Annotated in this window: 12 protein-coding genes; 11 read left to right on the top strand and 1 reads right to left on the bottom strand. The window is 35.9% G+C overall.

The window, feature by feature from the left end; translation table 11 throughout:
• Positions 1–181: 181 nt before the first annotated feature.
• The 4 genes from AVL50_RS06150 to AVL50_RS06135 are packed head-to-tail and all read left to right on the top strand — an operon-like array spanning position 182 to position 8,442.
• Positions 182–3,991 carry a trifunctional MMPL family transporter/lysophospholipid acyltransferase/class I SAM-dependent methyltransferase gene (locus tag AVL50_RS06150; protein ID WP_062615608.1) on the top strand — a complete coding sequence of 1,270 codons (3,810 nt, stop codon included), beginning with the start codon at positions 182–184 and terminating at the stop codon, positions 3,989–3,991.
• Positions 3,967–5,499 (top strand): NAD(P)/FAD-dependent oxidoreductase, encoded by a 1,533-nt coding sequence (locus AVL50_RS06145; protein ID WP_062615607.1) that lies wholly within the window; start codon positions 3,967–3,969, stop codon positions 5,497–5,499. The genes AVL50_RS06150 and AVL50_RS06145 overlap by 25 nt, the downstream gene beginning before the upstream one ends.
• On the top strand, positions 5,500–7,149 hold the full coding sequence (locus tag AVL50_RS06140; protein WP_062615606.1) for a C45 family peptidase: 1,650 nt from the start codon (positions 5,500–5,502) through the stop codon (positions 7,147–7,149).
• A 6-nt stretch (positions 7,150–7,155) separates the two neighbouring features.
• Entirely contained in the window at positions 7,156–8,442 is a 1,287-nt protein-coding gene (locus tag AVL50_RS06135) for a phenylacetate--CoA ligase family protein (protein WP_062615605.1), read from the top strand.
• A gap of 231 nt (positions 8,443–8,673) precedes the next feature.
• Here the strand turns inward: AVL50_RS06135 and AVL50_RS06130 are convergent, their stop codons facing one another.
• On the bottom strand, positions 8,674–9,954 hold the full coding sequence (locus AVL50_RS06130; protein WP_062615604.1) for a TlpA disulfide reductase family protein: 1,281 nt from the start codon (positions 9,952–9,954) through the stop codon (positions 8,674–8,676).
• An 844-nt stretch (positions 9,955–10,798) separates the two neighbouring features.
• Here AVL50_RS06130 and AVL50_RS06125 point away from each other — a divergent pair.
• The 7 genes from AVL50_RS06125 to AVL50_RS06095 all read left to right on the top strand — a co-directional run bounded on the left by AVL50_RS06125 (position 10,799) and on the right by AVL50_RS06095 (position 19,595).
• Positions 10,799–11,290 carry a hypothetical protein gene (locus AVL50_RS06125; RefSeq protein ID WP_062615603.1) on the top strand — a complete coding sequence of 164 codons (492 nt, stop codon included), beginning with the start codon at positions 10,799–10,801 and terminating at the stop codon, positions 11,288–11,290.
• Between the two features lie 214 nt (positions 11,291–11,504).
• Positions 11,505–12,074 carry a helix-turn-helix domain-containing protein gene (locus AVL50_RS06120; protein WP_172826776.1) on the top strand — a complete coding sequence of 190 codons (570 nt, stop codon included), beginning with the start codon at positions 11,505–11,507 and terminating at the stop codon, positions 12,072–12,074.
• Positions 12,075–12,461: 387 nt separating this feature from the next.
• Positions 12,462–13,049: a hypothetical protein gene (locus AVL50_RS06115; protein ID WP_062615601.1), complete on the top strand. Its 588-nt coding sequence runs from the start codon at positions 12,462–12,464 to the stop codon at positions 13,047–13,049.
• On the top strand, positions 13,036–13,884 hold the full coding sequence (locus AVL50_RS06110) for a YecA family protein (RefSeq protein WP_062615600.1): 849 nt from the start codon (positions 13,036–13,038) through the stop codon (positions 13,882–13,884). The genes AVL50_RS06115 and AVL50_RS06110 overlap by 14 nt, the downstream gene beginning before the upstream one ends.
• A gap of 106 nt (positions 13,885–13,990) precedes the next feature.
• Positions 13,991–16,216, top strand: coding sequence for an ATP-dependent endonuclease (locus tag AVL50_RS06105; protein WP_062615599.1), 2,226 nt, complete (start codon positions 13,991–13,993; stop codon positions 16,214–16,216).
• A 3-nt stretch (positions 16,217–16,219) separates the two neighbouring features.
• Entirely contained in the window at positions 16,220–18,118 is a 1,899-nt protein-coding gene (locus AVL50_RS06100) for a UvrD-helicase domain-containing protein (protein WP_062615598.1), read from the top strand.
• Between the two features lie 367 nt (positions 18,119–18,485).
• Entirely contained in the window at positions 18,486–19,595 is a 1,110-nt protein-coding gene (locus AVL50_RS06095; protein ID WP_062615597.1) for an efflux RND transporter periplasmic adaptor subunit, read from the top strand.
• Positions 19,596–19,602 lie beyond the last annotated feature (7 nt).

Below are 19,602 nucleotides of genomic sequence, written 5' to 3'. Positions count from 1 at the left end.
TTCCCTCTTCATTCTTCCCTCTTCCCTGACAAAAGTTCCAAAACTTTTGTCACACTACTTAACTCTAATAAAACACAGAAGTTGACGATTATAAATTAACATAATGAGCCAATTTTTTTTAAAGATACTGCACTTTTTTAAGTACCGAATAAGTGCCCTTTACCTTCTAACGGCCCTCTTCTTGGGAACTGTTTCGTATACAGTTTACAAAATTGGGTTCAAAGAAGATATCATGGAAATGCTTCCTACTAACGAAGCATTAGAGAAATCGAGCTTTATTCTAGGGAACAGTAAGTTCATGGAAAAAGTGATTGTGTTGGTTTCTTTGGAGAATGACGAGAAAAATCCTGATGTATTAATCAAAGGGATTGATGCATTAGCGGAAAAACTGGAAGAAGGTGAAGTCGCTCCTTTTGTGGAGAAAAAGATGGCAAAAGTCAACTCCTCCCTTTTTACAACTTATTATCAAACCACTTTTGAGCACCTTCCCATCTATCTGACCGCCCAAGATTATGAGCGCTTGGATGAAGAGCTGGAAGCAGGTACTGACCCCTTATTCAAAAACCTTTATAAGAACCTGATTACCCCTTCGGGAATGCTTTTCAAACAGTACATTCCCAAAGATCCATATATGCTTGTACCTTCGGCATTGAAGCGACTAGAGCATTTTCAGTTTGATAATGGCGTTGTATTATATAAAGATCACTTTGTTAGTAAAGATCAAACGACAGCCTTGATGTTTATCTCCTTGACGCATCAGGGAAGTGATTCCAAGAAGAACAATGAGTTTAAGGAAGCCATAGAGCAATCAATCAGTGAAATCAAAAAGGAATACCCTCAACTGAACTATGAGTTTTATGGCAATCCCATCTCCACACTCTCTAATGCCAATCAGATCAAACAAGATGTCAATGTCACGATTACGGTGGCTTTGGTGTTGATTATCGCATTGATCAGTTATTACTTTAAAGATAAATTTATCTTCCTCTTACTGCTGATTCCTCTTCTTTTTGGTTTTGGAACAGCTTTGATCGCCTTGTATTTCTTCAAGTCTTCTATTTCTTTGATTGCCATTGGTATGGGAGCCATTATTATAGGCATCAGTATTGACTTCTCCTTGCACGTACTTACGCATTATAGAGTGAATCAATCGGCAGAAAAAGTGGTCAGTGATCTTGCCACTCCATTACTGCTCAGTGCCGGGACGACATCTATTTCCTTTATGTGCTTGAACTTTTTGAAAGCCAAAGCCATGAATGATTTAGGGGTATTTGTTGCCATCAGTATTATTATTTCGGCTCTAGTAGCTTTGATTGTCCTTCCAGTAATATTAGATAAATTAAAACCAAAAGTGACGAGTGCTGCTCCACAGAAAAAGCACTTCTTAGATAAAATAGCCAACTATCATTTTGAAAATAATAAAGGGATGGTGGCTTTACTTTTAGGGTTTGTATTCGTTTGTTTCTTCTATGCCGGAGATGTAAAATTTGATGCACATTTAGATCGCTTCAATTACAACTCACCGGAAGTACAACTGGCAGAAGAAAGAATCAACCGCATCAACCCGGCAATGGTCAGCAATATTCTTTTGGCTTCGGAAGGAGAATCACTGGATGATGCCATTTATCAAAACTTCATCTTACAATCCTCTCTTGATAGCTTGAAAAAAGAGGGTTTTGAGTTTGATGAAATGCTGACCAGTACACTGCTTATTCCTTCTAAAATTCAAATAGAAAGAATTATACGCTGGAAACAGTTTTGGACGGAAGAAAGAATTGAAAAATTGAAGGAAGGTTTTGCAGAAAGTGGAAAGCCTTATGGTTTTAGAGCCAATACTTTTGATCCCTTTTGGGCGTCATTAGAGAAAGAATACAAAGTATTTCCAGTAGAAGAACAAATCAAAGTGTTTTCTACTTTGGTGGATGATTTTGTGATTGAAGCAGAGGATTACCACGGCGTAACTTCATTGGTGAAAACCGATGGCGATAAAAAGAAATTGATACCGCAAATACAGGCCTTGAGTTATGTAGATGTAGTAGAGAAGCAGAGTTTTCTGAGTCAGATTATTGATATGCTGCACTCAGAGTTTGATGTACTCGTTTCCATGTCTTCGATTGTAGTATTACTCTTATTGCTGATCACTTTTGGCAGAATAGAACTGACGCTGATCTGTTACCTGCCGATCATAATGAGTTGGGTGATGACCCTGGGAATTATGGGGATGTTTGATATCCGATTCAATATTTTCAATGTGATTATTTCCACTTTCATTTTTGGAATAGGCATTGATTACAGCATATTTATCACCAAAGGTTTACAGGAAAACACCATAGACAATACAAAGGAGCATTTACCGATTTATAAAAGTTCTATCTTGTTGTCTTCCATCACAACATTATTAGGGATTGGCGCCATGTTTTTCGCACAGCATCCTTCCCTGCGTTCCATTGGTTTACTGACCATTATTGGTATTGTTTCAGTACTGATGATGACCTTTATTTTTCAGCCGTTGCTGTTCAAAGCATTTATCAGCGTACGAACGGATAAAGGAAAACCTCCTGTTCGTTTTTTACAATTACTGAAAAACATTATTGGCTATTCGATTTTCGTTTCAGTCGCACAGTTGATCACACTCCTTAGTTTACTGTTGTTCTTCCCTGGCTTGAAAGCGAAGATGCGACAACGTAAATTACTCTTTCACACCATTCTTTGTTACTTCTTCAGAGGCTTTCTGAATTCGCCTATGTTTGAAGGAAAGATATTTAAAAACTTCCCTAAAGAAGACTTAAAAGGACCATCAGTCATCATTGCCAACCATCAGTCCTTTTTGGATATTTTCTTGGTGTTGGCCGCTAAGCGCAAGGCTGTTTTAGTGACCAATAGCTGGGTGTATAATTCGCCTATTTTTGGTAGAGTAGTAAGAAAAGCGGATTATTTATTGGCAGATGAAGGGATAGGAGAGGAGCAACTGACAAGGCTGAAGTCAATGGTGGAAGACGGTTATTCTATTATCGTTTTCCCGGAAGGCACTCGATCAAAAACAGGAGCGTTGAAACGTTTCCATAAAGGAGCCTTTTTATTGGCAGAACAGCTTCAATTGGATATTTTACCGATGATGATTCATGGTACGCACAGAGCCATCAGCAAATCGGAGTTTTATTATGAAAGAGGAGATATACGCGTTTCTTTCTTGCCGAAAATAAAATACGAAGACCGTTCGTGGGGCGATACCTACCAAGCAAGAACCAAAGCCATTTCAAAGTACTTTAAGAAAGAATACTTACAGCTTTGCGAAGAACTGGAAACGGTGGATTACTTCAGAAAAAGAGTGCTGTCCAATTACCTTTACAAAGGACCTGTAACGGAATGGTATGTCAGAATTAAATTGATGCTGGAAGATAATTTCAGACTTTTTGAGTCCTTATTGCCGAAAGAAGGGGTGATTACAGACCTTGGCTGCGGACTGGGCTATACCACACAGATGTTGGCGTATATGTCTGAAAAACGTCAGTTATTAGGTATTGACTATGATGAGGAAAAAATCAGAATAGCCAATAGTGGGGTACATTATCAGGAGAATATTCATTTTGAAAGCGGTAATATCAAAACACACCCTTTCCCAGCATCCGATGTGTTTATCATCAGTGATGTATTGCATTACCTTCCAAAAGAAGAGCAAATAAAAGTAGTGAAAAGGTGCTTGTCGTTGTTGAAGCCCAATGGCTTTTTGATTGTCAGAGACGGAGACAAAGATGAAGAACAGAAACAGAAGAAAACCAAGCTGGCAGAAGTTTGGTCTACAGAAATTATAAAATTCAATAAGGTGGAGAACGAATTGGAATACATTTCCAAGCAAGAATTTTCTAGCATTATTGATGAACTCGGATATGAACTGGATGTAATTCCAATGTCTAAAATTACATCGAACAGCCTTTATTTAATCCGAGAAAAAGAAACAAAAGCAACATGGAAAGAGAGTTTGATATCGTAATCATAGGCAGTGGCCTGGGAGGTTTGCAGTGTGGCTATATTCTCGCAGATGAGGGGTATAGTGTTTGTATTTTGGAGAAAAACAGACAGTATGGCGGTAACTTGCAAACTTTTGTAAGAGACAAGAAAATCTTTGATACCGGTGTTCATTATATCGGTGGACTGGATGAAGGGCAGAACTTGAACTCTTTTTTCAAGTACTTCAATATCATGGACGATTTGAAGCTTCAGAAATTGGATGAAGATGCTTTTGATTTGATCTCGTTCGGTGAGGATGAAAATGTATATCCTTATGCACAAGGGTATGATAATTTTATAGAAAAGTTATCCGCCTATTTTCCTGAAGAGAGAGAAGCAATTGTACATTTCTGTGATACGCTCAGAGATATAGTTTCCAAATTCCCAATGTACAGTTTGAAGCCGGACAAGGTAGACGATCAGTATTTTGAGACGTTGCAGATTGGATTAATTGATTATCTGGAGTCCATTACTTCCAACAAGAAACTGCAAAGTGTACTTGCCGGGAACAACCTTCTGTATGCAGGTAGAAAAGAATCAGCCCCTCTTTATGTTCACGCATTGGTACTCAATTCCTATATTGAAAGCAGTTACAAATGTATTGGCGGAGGAGCACAGATCGAAAGACTTCTATCGAAAAACCTTAAAGCAAAAGGCGTGGTGATGAGAAACTACGCGGAAGTGACAGGTTTTAATATTGAAGACAAGCTTGTGAAATCTGTCACGATCAATGGTGGAGAAGAAAAGGTGTATGGCAAGAAGTTTATTTCCAATATTCCACCTGCAGTGACGGTCAATATGATTGATAAGAGCTTCTTAAGAAAATCATATATCAAACGCATCAATTCACTGCCGAATACACCGTCAATCTTTATCCTTTATGGTGTGCTGAAAGAGAAGACCTTTAAGAATATCAACAGCAATATTTATCATTTTGAATCCGATTCACCTTGGGATAGTATTAATTACCCTGAAGATGATTTTGGAAATGGCTTTGCGTTATTCTTCAATAAAGACGCTAAAAATCCTGAGTATTGCGACAGCTTCTCTTTGATGACCTATATGAATTTCAGTGAAGTGGAACAGTGGAAGGATACTTTCCATACCATACCGCATCATAGAACTGAAAGGGATGAGGAGTATGTAAAATTCAAAGAAGAAAAAGCGACAGTTTTATTCAAAAAATTATACGACAGATTGCCTGAAATGGAAGGATGTATTCAGAGTTACACCACTTCCACACCGCTTTCTTTCAGAGATTATATTGGTGCTGTTGAAGGATCTTTATACGGCATTGAAAAAGATTACAGAAATCCGCTGAGAACGTTTATCCCTCCTCAAACCAAAGTGGATAACCTGCTGCTGACGGGTCAAAACTTAACATTACACGGTATTTTAGGGGTGACAATCAGTGCATTTATTACCTGCAGTTCGATTGTCGACATAGAAAAAATACTGGAAAAAGTAAACGCGCAAACTACCTCAAACTAAATGAAGAAAAAGCATTTTATCCTTCTGACTTTACTCGCCATAGGCATTATTTGGTGCCTTTCATGGCTGTTTATTTCACCTCCTGCATTAAAAGATTATGCTGATTTTGAAGCCATAAAAGTGGATACAGTCGCCGAAAATCATTTTACACTGGGGAAGAACTTTCTGAAGAAAAAAAATGAAAACCTTTGGGAAATGTATTCTGAAGGAGAACCTTATGAAATAGGTTATTCTACTGGAATATTGGCCCAAGGACTGCTGTACCGTCAGGAAAAAGCATTTGTGAGTCAGATCAATGAACTGATTCCAAGTAAAAATTACCTGTCGTTTTTGCGTGTGCTGATTGCCTTTTTCAATAGAAACTTAGACGCAAGTATTTCAGAAGAATACTGTCAGGAAATCTATGGCATGTCGAAGGGTTCAAATGAGGAGTTCAATTATATTGGCCCCGCTTACCAGCGTTTGTTGAACTATCATGGTGCACATGATATTGGACACGCCTTACAGGAATTAGCCTTGGTAGGCTGTACTTCTTTTGCGGTAAAGGGTGATAAAACCGACGATGGAAAACTGTTGGTCGGCAGGAACTTTGATTTTTATGTAGGGGATGAATTTGCGAAGGAAAAAATGATTCACTTCGTCAATCCTAAAGAAGGCTACAAGTTTGCATCGGTAACTTGGGGCGGATTTGTAGGTGTCGTTTCTGGTATGAATGAAACCGGACTGACCGTGACCATCAACGCCGCCGAATCTGAATTACCCACTTCGGCCGCAACACCTATTTCATTAATCGCAAGGGAAATACTGCAATACGCCAAGACTACTGAGGAAGCGTATCAGATTGCATTAAGAAGACAAGGATTTGTATCGGAAGCCATATTAGTAACTTCTGCTATAGATAGAAAAGCATTGAGCATAGAAAAATCGCCTTCAGCGGTGGATTCTCTTTATGATCAAAACAATCAGCTCTTGACTACCAACCACTATAAAACCGCATCCATGAAATCGGCTACCGCCTATGATAACGCTTATGCGAGCTATTATAGAATGGAACGATTGAAAGAGATGATCAATGACACTACGGTGCTAGGTGTGGAAGAGGCCGCTTTTATATTAAGAGATAAAAGAGGACTAAAGAATACGGATATTGGACTAGGCAATGAAAAAGCCATCAATCAGCTGATTGCGCATCATTCCATTATTTTCAAACCGGAAACCAAAGAAATGTGGCTGTCCACTTCCCATTTCCAACTGGGGGAATATATCCATTATAACCTCGATTCCGTTTTCAAAAACGCCCCCATATCCTCTACAAAAAGTTTAGCCATTGATTCCTTAAATATAGCAGAAGATCCTTTCGTACAGACAGAGCAGTTTAAAGGTTACTTGACTTTCAAAAAGCTAGTCAAAAAATACAGAAACCTAGACGAGGAAGAGCGTTTGACACAAGCTGAAATTGATGATTTTATCGCCTTAAATCCCTCTTCTTATTACAGTCATGAGATTATAGGAGATTATTATGCGAAAAGAAATCAAACACAGCAAGCTATAAATTATTATCAAAATGCCTTGACGAAAGAAGTGGCTTCTCATCACGAAAAAGCGAACATTGAGAAGAAACTATCCGAACTGCAAGGGCAGACAAAGTAAGAAGTGATGTTTCAAAATTTAGATACAAAATCTGTTGAGGAGATAAAAGCTTATCAAGAGATTGAATTACAGAAGTTGGTACACTATGTTTATGCCCAATCTCCTTTTTATAAAAAGGTTTTTGATGAGCATCAACTTACACCCAATGCCATTCAGACTTTAGAGGACTTACAGCAACTGCCGGTCACTCAAAAGGAAGACCTGAATGGAAAAGAGGAGGACTTTTTGTGTATCCCAACACAAGAAATCGCAGAGTATTTCACCACTTCAGGCACATTAGGCGATCCCATCACGTTTATGTATTCTGAAAACGACTTGGAGCGATTAGCCTACAATGAAGCGACTTCTTTTGAAGGAATTGGCATCAATAACAAAGACATCATTCAATTGATGACCACCGTGGACAAAGGTTTTATGGCAGGCATTGCCTATTACCTCGGTGCCAGAAAACTGAATGCAGGCTTTATGAGAGTAGGCCCCGGCGTACCGCAGATGCAGTGGAACATGATTCAGAAAATCAAACCCACCACCCTGATCGTCGTCCCTTCATTTATCCCTCATTTGGTAGAGTTTGCCCAAAAAAACAATATAGATTATAAAAACTCCAGTGTAAAACGCTTGCTGTGTATCGGTGAACCGGTCCGCAATCAGGATTTCACACTCAACGCATTAGGAGCCAAAATCGCCTCTTTATGGGACGTGGAACTCTTCTCCACTTACGCCTCTACAGAAATGGGCACCGCCTTTACAGAGTGTGAAGCCAAAAGAGGCGGGCATCATCACCCCGAATTACTTATAGTAGAATTACTGGATGAAAACAATAAAGTAGTAGAAGACGGAGAAAAAGGAGAAGTCACCATCACCACATTAGGCATCACAGGCATGCCCTTACTCCGTTTCAAAACCGGAGACATTGCCATCAAACACACCGAAAAGTGCAGTTGTGGAAGAACAACCTTCCGCCTAAGCCCAATCTTGGGCCGTAAAAACCATCAAGTGAAATTTAAAGGCACCACCCTCTATCCTCCAAAAATCGAAGACACACTTCATCAAATCAAAGGGGTAGAAAACTTTGTGATCGAAGTCTCCAAAAACGAAATAGAAATGGACGACCTGCATGTCCTTATCGGCGCACAAATCAACACCAAAGCCTTTATCAGCGACATCAAAGAAGCCTTCCAAAGCAACTTAAGAGTAACACCAAAAATCTCTGTGAAAACACCAAAAGAGATACAAGGATTGATGTTTAGAAATAACTCAAGAAAGCCCGTTCGTTTTTTTGATTTACGGTAAATGTAGGGACGTTGCATTGCAACGTCCGCTGAACCACAAGCAACACTGTGTATCGTACACCACAGTTAAAACTGTGGGTAGGTGATACCGCAACCTGATCAAGACTTAAGTCTTGAAGGTTGAAATCTCCCTGGCGCGAATGTTAAGCGTCAGCGTCATTCGTCATTCGTGTCCTACAGATCACCAGAAATCTCCTGATTTCTAAATACCATAAATAGTAGAAAATCTAATTTACAATCTATTTAAAATTGCCTTTTCTAAATCATGTAGTTCAGCAAAAGCATTGATAAATCGATTATCCTTTCCGATAATTATATACCTTCCCGCCCCTTCAATTTTATAATCTTCAAAAAAAGAATTATCTGAGTTTCTTGGGATGATATAACTATTTTCCGTTCTCTTTATTTTACCAAAACTTGACCACTTCTCACGGTCATGATCTATAGAAACCTTTACAAAAGGGATATCAGAATACTTTTCCTCTAATGATTGGAATTCATTTAGTTCTTCAATACAAGGTTTGCACCAGGTGGCCCAAACTTTAATAATGAGCAGGTCTTTTTCCTGAGCTAATAATTGCACAGCATCTCCTTCAGCGTTATAAGCCACAATATCTTTAGCCTTTTTACCCTTTTTGAACACCATGATGTCCTTATAGTTGTTTTCTATTTCAGTTGAATAAACGGAATTCGGATACTGCTTTTTGAAAGCAGTAAGGGTACTATCAAGTACATTAAACTTTTTCCCTGAAGGAATGATATTGTTGATTTTCAATGCTAGTAATCTTTCTTTTAGATTGTCAGGGAGGTGAGGGTAATGGCTCTCATCCACATTTTTGGTATTCCAGTAAGCATTCATTAGATCTAATGTCATTCCTGAGTAAATGCCACTGCCAGTTTCTAAATGTTGATGGAGCTGGAAGATCTGTTTCAAAACATCGTCTTCAAGATCATCACTGCAATTCTCTTGCAGTAATAAGAGACCATTGACAAAAAGACGGTAGAACTTAGACATCAGTCTGTAAGATTGTAATTCATCCTTCCATATTTGCTTTTCAATTTTTGAGAATCTACCCGTAGGAATTTCATTTAATTGTTGCTCCAATGAATCTCTGTAGGAAAGATATTGGGCTTTGGTTAGTCCCGTTTCATAATTATAATCACATGGATCTATTCTTCTTGATTCCAGCAAGGCATTATTGAAATAAGATCCGTCTCCTTGATAGATAAGCCCATCTTTGTCTATTGATAGTTCAACTTCAGTATGAGGAGATAGATAAAGCGGAAAAAATTGCTCCTCCATCTCAACCATAAAAAACTGAGGTGCTTCAAGAGCAATGGTCCTTGTTTGTTGTTGAATCTGAAAAGTATCATGATCCACAATTTTACCTTTAAAGGATTTTAGAATTAGAGGTTGACCCGTAGAGTTAATAATTTTCAAACCTTCTTGTTGTTGACACCCTAAAAGAAGTAGAGCTACTAAGGTTAGAATTTGATTTGTTGTCTTAGCCATAATGAAAGAATTGATAAAAGGTTTCGTATAATATTAGTCACATGATAGAGCAATAAAGATGTGCTAGTCCTTGAAAAGAAAACGAAAAAGTACAAACCTTCCCGTTTTCAAACCCCTTAGTTCACCGTAAATTTATTTATCGTCCACCCTCAATCGATCTTTAAAAGATCTTCTTTCAAGCTCGGGAGAGCACTACCCAACGAATAGGGTAGAAATCCCCCTGGCGCGAATGTTAAGCGCAAGCGTCATTCGTGTCCTACAGATCACCAGAAATCTCCTGATTTCTAAATACCATAAATAGTATAAAATCTAGTTTGCAAGTGGCTTTTATGGTGGTTCTTAGCCACAAGGCATTGTGGCTCTACATCACGCTACCTTATCAATTGAAGTATTTCATTGATTGAAAGAGCTTGTAGGGATGTTGCATTGCAACGTCCGCCGAACCACCACAAGGACTATGTGCCGTATGCTCGCAGACGTAGACCCATAATTGAAATTATGGGCTTTTGGGAAGACATCTCATTTTATGACCTTTTGATAAAACTATTTGGTCTATTCATATTGATGTAAGGGCTCGTGAATCATCCTTGTGGATGCCATTGTTGGGGACGTAGTAATGCAACGTCCTTGCGAACCATAACAAAAAACATATCACGAATCACACGCTTAATTCGTAACTTTTCCTTCAACTGCTACATAGTTAGTCTATTACTTTCCTAATAAAAAGTATTCATCTTCAAGGAAAATGAAATTTTATTGGGTTTAAATTGTGAAATATAGATAATTATTTTTCAAAATTTATACCACCAAAATCTGCTAAACAATTCAACACCAAAGCAAAACTATGCAGGCTATTAATTTTAATGATACGCTTAACGATCAAAACGTATCAGTATTCGTAAGTTCCCAAGAAGAAGCACAATATTTTATTGATGCCATCCATCAGATGCACAAGAAATTGCAGATGGAGTATACCAAAGGGGAATACCAGTCCGACCAAGGAGAAACATCTCGTCAGTTGTTACTAAATGAATTAACAAAAGTTCAAAGTGAGATTTTGAGCTTAGATGAACTATTAGGCAATATGTCAGAAGGAGCGTTGAAAGACGATACCCAACTCGCTAGAGACAAAGCCTATGTCAAAGAAAGAGAAGTCCGTAAACGTTATGAAGCGAAATGCGGTTTTGGATTTATCAAAAACAAGTTTGAAACTGAAGTGGAATTTGCCTTTAAAAAGGAGCTAAGAGAAACGGTAAAAGTAGTTGTAGACTATGCCAACCTTCAAGGATGGACCATCAATCATTTTGATTTGCTTCCTGAAGTTGCTGTTGTATAAGTAGTTAAACATTTAAAATTGGGAGAAGTTAGATTTTCTTTTTTGATTGTAAGTAATAAGCCAAAAATAAATGGTAATTAATTTTGTCTTATTGCTTATAACTGCTTAAACAACTAGAAGAAACTTCAAGAACTCCTTACCTAAATAAAGTCCAGCAGATTTTGGCCCCAAGGGTCTTGAAGTTTCTTCTGCTTCCCTCAAAAAACGAATGACGATGAAAAACCTTCAACTCCATCACAGAAAAATCATCCAAAGCTTGATCGAAGACAAGCGGTTTACCGTTGCAGAGATTGCAGAAGGTTTAGAAGTTTCTCCTTCCACCATCTACCGCGAACTCAAACGCAATACACATCCCGTTACCAAAAAATACAATGCAGAGTACGCTCATAAGTTGTACCTCGCCCGAAAAAAAATGGTGGGCTCCAAAAAGAAGAATCCCTTTACACCGCATCCTTACCGAAAAAACAAGTACGAACTCTACGCCGAAAGAAAATACATCTATTGGCTTTCTGATCAGTATTATGATCTCAAGCTAAAAGGCAAGAACTACGACTTTGTCTACCTCAAAAAATGGTACGCCTATCGTCTCGGCAAAAAGTATTACCATCATCAAGACGATTGGCAATACTACGACCTTTGGATGGAACACTTCCGCCTCCTTAGAGCACAAGAATTCCAACCCGGTCCAAAATACTATTGGATGCGTGAACTGATCAAAGAAACAACACCATTTACCCTCTGGAAAAACCCAATCAACACGTTGGAACAGAAGAAGTGTGTCTAATCCCTTCTCTTCCCCCTTCCCTTATCCCTCTTACCTCTCATTTCATCCTTCATCCTCCAAATTTCATCCTTCTTCCTTCAAACTTCATCCCTCAATCAGGGATTTTTTTATGCCTCAACTTTCCAAAACCAAGCTCAAGCCTCTCATTTTCCGCTCTTTCAAAATAAAATTGCATTTGCTCACGAATTGAAAATGAAATTCAAATTTTCAATTCGTTTTGTTTTTTGTTATTCAATATTTTTTTAAATTCATGCATCTCTTACAATAAAACTAAAACAACAAGCGAACTTATTTTGATATTTAGCTAAAGACTTAGTGTGGTGGTGTGAGAGTTTTTATTAATAATGTTGTTTATCGAATGTTAACTGCAATAATAATAAACTTAATATGGATATAACTATAACGAATACATCAGAAACCTTTGAAACTTGGTTAGAAAAAGATTTTATTGAACCAATTTTAAAACAAACCTTATCGAAGGCATCAATTTTAATTATTCCATTTGAAGATTTAAGAGAAGCTGAAAATCCTATAATGTTTCCTATTGGAACCGAAGAACTTCTTCGGTATATGGAGGCAAAACTACCACAAGACTTTAATGTAGACATATGTATCTCGGATGAACTTTATCAAGAGTTTGAATTCAATAACGATTATAAAAAACTAGGGAAATTCATTATTAAATCTGTGGCAGTACCATTTTTTGTCACTGTTTTTTCAAGCTATGTTTATGATAAATACATAAAAGAAGATAAATCTAAACCTCAAATTGAGGTTGTAAATGATTCTAATCAAACAAAGGGTAAGAAACATATAAGTACTCTTACTGATAAAAAGTACCTAGAGCCGACACATATTGATTTTTCAGTTACAATTGAAGACTCTTTAGGTCGTTCAAAGAATATAAGTTACGAAGGACCAGCCTCTGAAATACAAGAGGTTTTGAAATCTCTGAAAGAATATGAAGAACAGTGAGATAGAATTTAGTTTAAGCCAAATTCATAACCCTAGTTTTTCTCTCGATAATTTTGAATCAAAATTACAATCTCTTAAAGAAGTATATGTAGATGAAAACAAGCAGGAGGAAGCAAAGCAAATTTGGATTTATCAAACTATAATTAAAATACACAAACTATTTATTGATGCTTTCAAGCTTTTGCAAAATAAAAAATATTATGAAGGTTGGTGTCAATTAGAAAATATAGAAATTACATTTGCTAGTCTAAAAAAACATTTCTTGTTTGATAAACATCAGTTTAAACTATGGCACATTGAGAAATCAGTTAAGAATTTACAAGTAATTTTTCCATATAAGTTATTCGCAAGTTCAGAACTGCTCAAAAAAAAGAAAGAATGTAGTGTATGTGGAAAGGTAATTTCAATCAGGAATTCTTGTGGTCATGTAGTAGGAGAAATATATAATGGTGAAATGTGTCATCGAGTAGTTACTGATATTGAAATTTTGGGAATATCATTAGTTCAAAATCCTGAAAATAAGTTTGCGGTAATGTTTATGACTGATAAAGATACAGGAGAACAAATTGATCAATATAATTACCAAACAGTAGATTATTTATTTCAACATATTAAAGACCCCTATGAATTTTGGGATTTAGAAGTAAACCAAAAAGTGATTTCAGGTGGGGATTTTAAAGGTGTTAATCGAAATGACCCTTGTATTTGTGGTTCACTCAAAAAATTCAAAAAATGTTGTGGACTGAATATAGGAAAAAAATATCCACATTATGAGTTTATTGTACCTAATCCAAGTGCTGAAAAGATATTCACAAGAACAATTAAAAAAGACTAGCAGTTAACAATTTGTATAGTGCATAGCTTCCTATTGTCAGCTAAAACACCATACAAGAGACGTTATAGAAAACTTGAGTGCCGATATCTAGAATAAAATGTAGACGATGAAAATCAAGAAAATAAAAGTGAAAAACTACAGACTTCTACAGGATTTCTGTATTGACTTAGAGGACGAGCTATCCCTTGTTATTGGAAAAAATAATACTGGTAAAACTTCCTTGTTGAGTGTGTTAGACAAATTCTTAAATCCGTCTGATAGAAAGCAATTTAGCTATAATGACTTTAATATCGAAAATAAACAACAACTTTATGATTTAGTTCAAAATGTTATACCAAGCGTTGAAAATTATACCCCGTTTGGTATTCGTCTAAGGATTTTTATCGAGTATAATGATTCCGACAACCTTGAACATATAAGTAGTTTGATGATGGACTTAAACCCTGAAAATAATTTCATAGTCTTAGGTTTTGATTTTGTTTTACACCATAGTTTCTTGGAAAACCTAAGGGAGGATTTTCAAATATTCAAACAAAAAGAAGCTGAAAAAAAAGCAAATAATGCAGAATATGAAGAAAAGGGTTTAAACTTTTTTCTTGATAGGAATGCAACAAACTACTTTAATTTTATTCGAAAAACAGTTGAATATGATTTAACAACTTCCGAAGCTAATGAAGATAATTATAAGGATTTAGTAAAGGAAAAAATATCAATACAGAATGTTCTAAATTTTAAATTTATCAGTGCAAAAAGAGAGGTTTCAAACCGCGATGTAGATAAAACATTATCATCCCAAACATCTAAACTCTATAAGAAATCAGAAGAATCAACAGAACAACAAAACGCAATTGAAGAATTTCAAGATAAACTAATTGATACCGATATCGAATTGAGTGATATTTATTCTGGTTTGTTTAAAGAAGTGATTGAAAAAGTAAAAAAATTTGGGGGAATAAAACAAGATGATTCACAAATTGAAATACTTTCTACATTACAACACAGGGAATTATTAGAAGGTAACACAACTGTTATGTATAATCAATTTGATAGCTCTTTGCCTGAAAGTTACAATGGACTTGGTTATATGAACCTGATAAGTATGATTTTTGAAATTGAATATCTCGTCAGTGATTTTAGGCGATTGGCTGATGAAGTCCCAGCCGATATAAATTTACTTTTCATAGAAGAACCTGAGGCTCATACCCACCCACAAATGCAGTCTGTGTTTATAAAAAACATAAAAGAACTACTTAAGGAAGGCATAAAAAGGGAAGATGGAAACAACAGAAAGTTACAATATCTCATAAGTACTCACAGTTCACATATCGTTTCAGAGAGTGACTATGATGATATAAAATACCTCAAAAAAACAACAGATAATAATGTTGTTGCAAAAAATATTAAAGACCTTGAAAAGGAATATGAAGAGAATGGTGAGCAAGAAAACTATCGTTTTTTAAAACAATACCTTACTTTAAATAGAGCCGAACTGTTTTTTGCTGATAAAGCAATACTAATTGAAGGAGATACAGAGAGAATCCTACTTCCTGCTATGATGAAAAAGTTTGACAACGAATATCATACTGATCAAATAACAGGGAGTACTCTACCTTTATTATCTCAAAATATTTCAATTGTCGAAGTAGGTGCTTACTCCCAGATATTTGAGAAATTTATTGATTTCATTGGTGTCAAAACTTTAATCATTACAGATATAGATAGTTTCTACGAGCAAGTTCTGTATGAAACAGATGGTGTTACGCCCAAGTGTTATGGGAATGGGAATGTGAAAAAAGAAACTGTAAAATGCTTCGCAAGTAATTCTGCAGCAACTCATACGTCTAATACAGCACTTCATTTCTTTCATGGAAATCAAAAAAAGTTAAACTATTATACTAATTTGGATTTTGATGCGAAAATTTTAAAGAAAGATAACTGTAAAATATGGATGGTAAATACAGAAGGAGATGTTTGGTTAGAACAGCCAAGAAAATGGATCTCAAGCGAAAGTGGAAATGTTTTGTTAGTATTTCAAACTCCAGAAGCAAATTATCACGCAAGAAGTTTTGAAGATGCTTTTTTTCACATAAACTCTGAGTTTATAAAAAATAAAAATCACTCGTTTAATTCATTAACTTCGAAATATTTGAAAAAATTCAAAAGTGATGAGATTAGTGTATTTGATTTTTCAGAACAAGCAGTCAATAGTAAACCATCTCTTGCAATTGAAATACTGTTAAACAGTAAGACTGATATTGATGGTAATTTGTATAGTAATTGGCAAACACCAGCATATATTAATGAAGGTTTAACTTGGCTAAAGGAAGATTAAGCAATGGACGAATTTCAACAAATAATGGAACACATCCATCGGGGAGAAAATTTTTTGTTAAGCGGTGGAGCTGGTAGTGGTAAAACCTATTCACTTGTTCAAGTAATTAAACAAGTAATCGAAGAAAACCCAACAAAAAAAATTGCATGCATGACATATACCAATGCAGCTGTTAAGGAAATTGATGAACGAGTAAATCATAAGAACCTAAACGTAACTACTATTCACGAGTTTCTTTGGGATGTTATAAGGCGTTATCAAAAAGAAATAGTAGAAGCATTGGTTGAATTAATTAATGACCCAGAAAATACAAAATTTAAAACAACCGAAACAGCACCTATTACAACTAACTTTTTTTCTGATGAGATAGAATACTCATATCTTTCAACAAACTTTTCTAAATGTAGAATTTCTCACGATGAAGTTCTATTACTTTCAAATTACCTTTTTAAAAAACATAAGAAGTTATGCGATATTCTAAAAGATAAATACAAATACATTTTTGTTGATGAGTATCAAGATACACAAGAAGAGGTAATTGAAATATTTCTTGAACACATGACTCAAAGTAGTAAATTTTGCATTATTGGTTTTTTTGGTGATTCAATGCAAGCAATTTATGATGAAGGAGTAGGTGATATTGTAAAATATCTTGAGAATGATAAAGTAAAAGAAGTAATAAAGAGGCAAAATCGCCGTAACCCTAAGTTAATTATTGATTTGGCAAATAAACTACGGACTGATAGTATTGAACAAGAACCGTCAACCGATAGTAATGCTCCTAACATGCAAAGTGGAACGGTTAAGCAAGGAACTGTACAGTTTCGCTATTCATCCAACAAAAACGATTTAGAGAAGCTAAAAACAGAGCTTGGTTGGGACTTTGAATATAACACTGTCTCTAAGAAAACTCAAGCTAAAGAACTTAATCTGACCCATAACTTAATCGCAGATAAGGCTGGATTTAGAGATTTAATGGATATTTATGATAAAGACAAGATAATCGATTTCAAAAACAGAATTAGAAAGTACCTAAAAGAAAATAACATTCAGACTGATTTTTCGGACAAAACATTTGGTGAAGTTATTGATTCATTATCTGTTGGAAAAACAGATAATGAACTAAAAAAAATTAAACCAACACCAGTCCAACAATCTTTCATTAGTCAGAATCAAGACCTTTTTACCTTTGCCAAGAGACTTCCATTTTCTGTTTTTATCAAGACTTATGTTGATAAAGACCAGTTAATTGACGATAAGAAACAAGATGAAGACGATGAAAATAAAAAAGGAAGTAGACGAGATGAATTAATAAAGCACCTTCACAAGATTCAACATATAATCCATTTATATAAAACAGGTGATTACAACGAATTTTTGAAACATACCCAGAAGCGTATAAATTCAATTTCAGGTAAACGCCAACTAAAAGAAGACATTGATAATTTAATTAATGTTGGTGATAAAACTATTGAAGAGATTGTCCAACACGCACATGAAAGAGGTATTTGCTTTATTGGTGATAAACTGACTTCTTTTAAGAGAGAAATGAGTTATGTTTATAACAGAGTAGCAAGTGTACCATTTCTTCAGTTTCAAAAACTATATGAATATCTTGAAGGACGTACTCCATTTTCGACTCAACACAAAACAAAAGGAACTGAATTTGACAATGTACTTGTGGTTTTAGATAATGGAGGTTGGAAAAACTATAATTTCGAGGCACTGTTTCTCAATTCAGGAAGAGCAAGTGTTTTAGAAAGAAGCCAAAAAATATTCTATGTATGTTGCACAAGAACAAAAGAAAACTTAACTGTTTTTTATCATAATCCAAGTAGTGAGGTAATTGCTCAAGCTAAGAGTTGGTTTGGAAAGGAAAATGTAAAATCAATACATGAATGAAAATAACTCCTTTAACATGCTATATGACCTTATATTTTATGTCTCAGGTAAAATACAAAATATCTGTTAATTTGAATTATTTTTCAAATTAGAATTAGAAAAGAGAAACGGAGATGATAAATAAATTACACATGGTTTGAAGAGTTATTACTTTTTAAACTATGTGTATTTTTTTAGCAAAAAAATCAAAAGAAAAAGCAATAACTATATATAAGTTCCTGAAAAAGAAGCAAACTCCCCAAACCACCCCACTTTCCCACCTCTAAACTCTTAATAAATACTAATGAATCAACTTTCGTTTAAACAATTAATATAAAAGAAGGAAATTGCAACAACTTAATTATCAACCCTAACAGACAGGATCATAATGTCCAGTAACAAAAGCTTAATTCTTTTATTATCACTTCTTGTACTATCGTGTAATAAAGATGAACAGACTACAAACAACAAACCCATTCATCCTTATAAAGTCGTTGAGGCTGAGGTAAGAGATGTATCTTACGAAAAATCGTACCCTGCAAGTGTAAAGGGGGAAGTCAGTAGTGAAGTGCGTGCTAAAATCAGTGGTTATATTGACGCAGTTTATGTAGACGAAGGTCAGAAAGTAAGAAAAGGGCAAAAACTCTTTCATATCGAAACGGCTTCTTTGAGTGAGCAGGTGGAAACCGCAAAGGCTCAGGTGGCAGTGGCTGAAGTGGAAGTGGACCGTTTGCGCCCGTTAGTAGAAAAGAAAGTAATCTCGGAAATTCAACTGAAAACCGCTGAGGCAAGATTAGCGGAGATGAAAAGTAACTTGAATACGATCTATGCCAACATTAGTTATGCTACAATCACAAGCCCGGTGAATGGAGTGGTCGGTTCTATTAATTTCCGTCAGGGAACATTGGTAGGCCCCAATACGGCTTCATTGACAGAGGTGTCTGACATTCAGAATGTGTTTGCTTATTTCTCCATGAACGAGAGAGATTTCCTTTCTTTCACCAAAGATGTGAAGGGGAAAGACATGGAAGAGAAAATTAAAAACCTTCCTGCTGTACAATTGCAATTAGCGGACGGTTCTATGTATGCCAATGAAGGACATATTGTAACGATTTCTGGTAGTATCAATCAGGAAACGGGTTCGGTGTCTTTTAGAGCGAAGTTCCCTAATCAGGAAGGTGTTTTGAGAGATGGTAGTAGTGCCCGTGTGATTGTGAGCAACATGGTCAGCAATGCCTTGGTGATCCCTTATCAATCTACATTTGAACAACAAGGACAGACGATTGTGTATAGAGTTTCTGATACGGACTCTTTGTACACTAAGAAAGTGACTTCAAGGATCAAAACAGACAAATTATTGGTGATTGACGAAGGCATCAAAAAAGGAGATAAGATTCTTGCTGAAGGTGTGAACGTGGTGCGTTCGGGCCAGAAGATCGTTTCCAAACCAACAACTGTTGATGAAGTACTAGAAACTTACCAAGCCACATTCAAATAAGATTAAC

This window comes from Flammeovirga sp. SJP92 (assembly GCF_001583495.1).
Classification (GTDB): Bacteria; Bacteroidota; Bacteroidia; order Cytophagales; family Flammeovirgaceae; genus Flammeovirga.
Note: the sequence above shows the minus strand (reverse complement) of the source record. Positions and strands in the feature narration are given on the sequence as shown.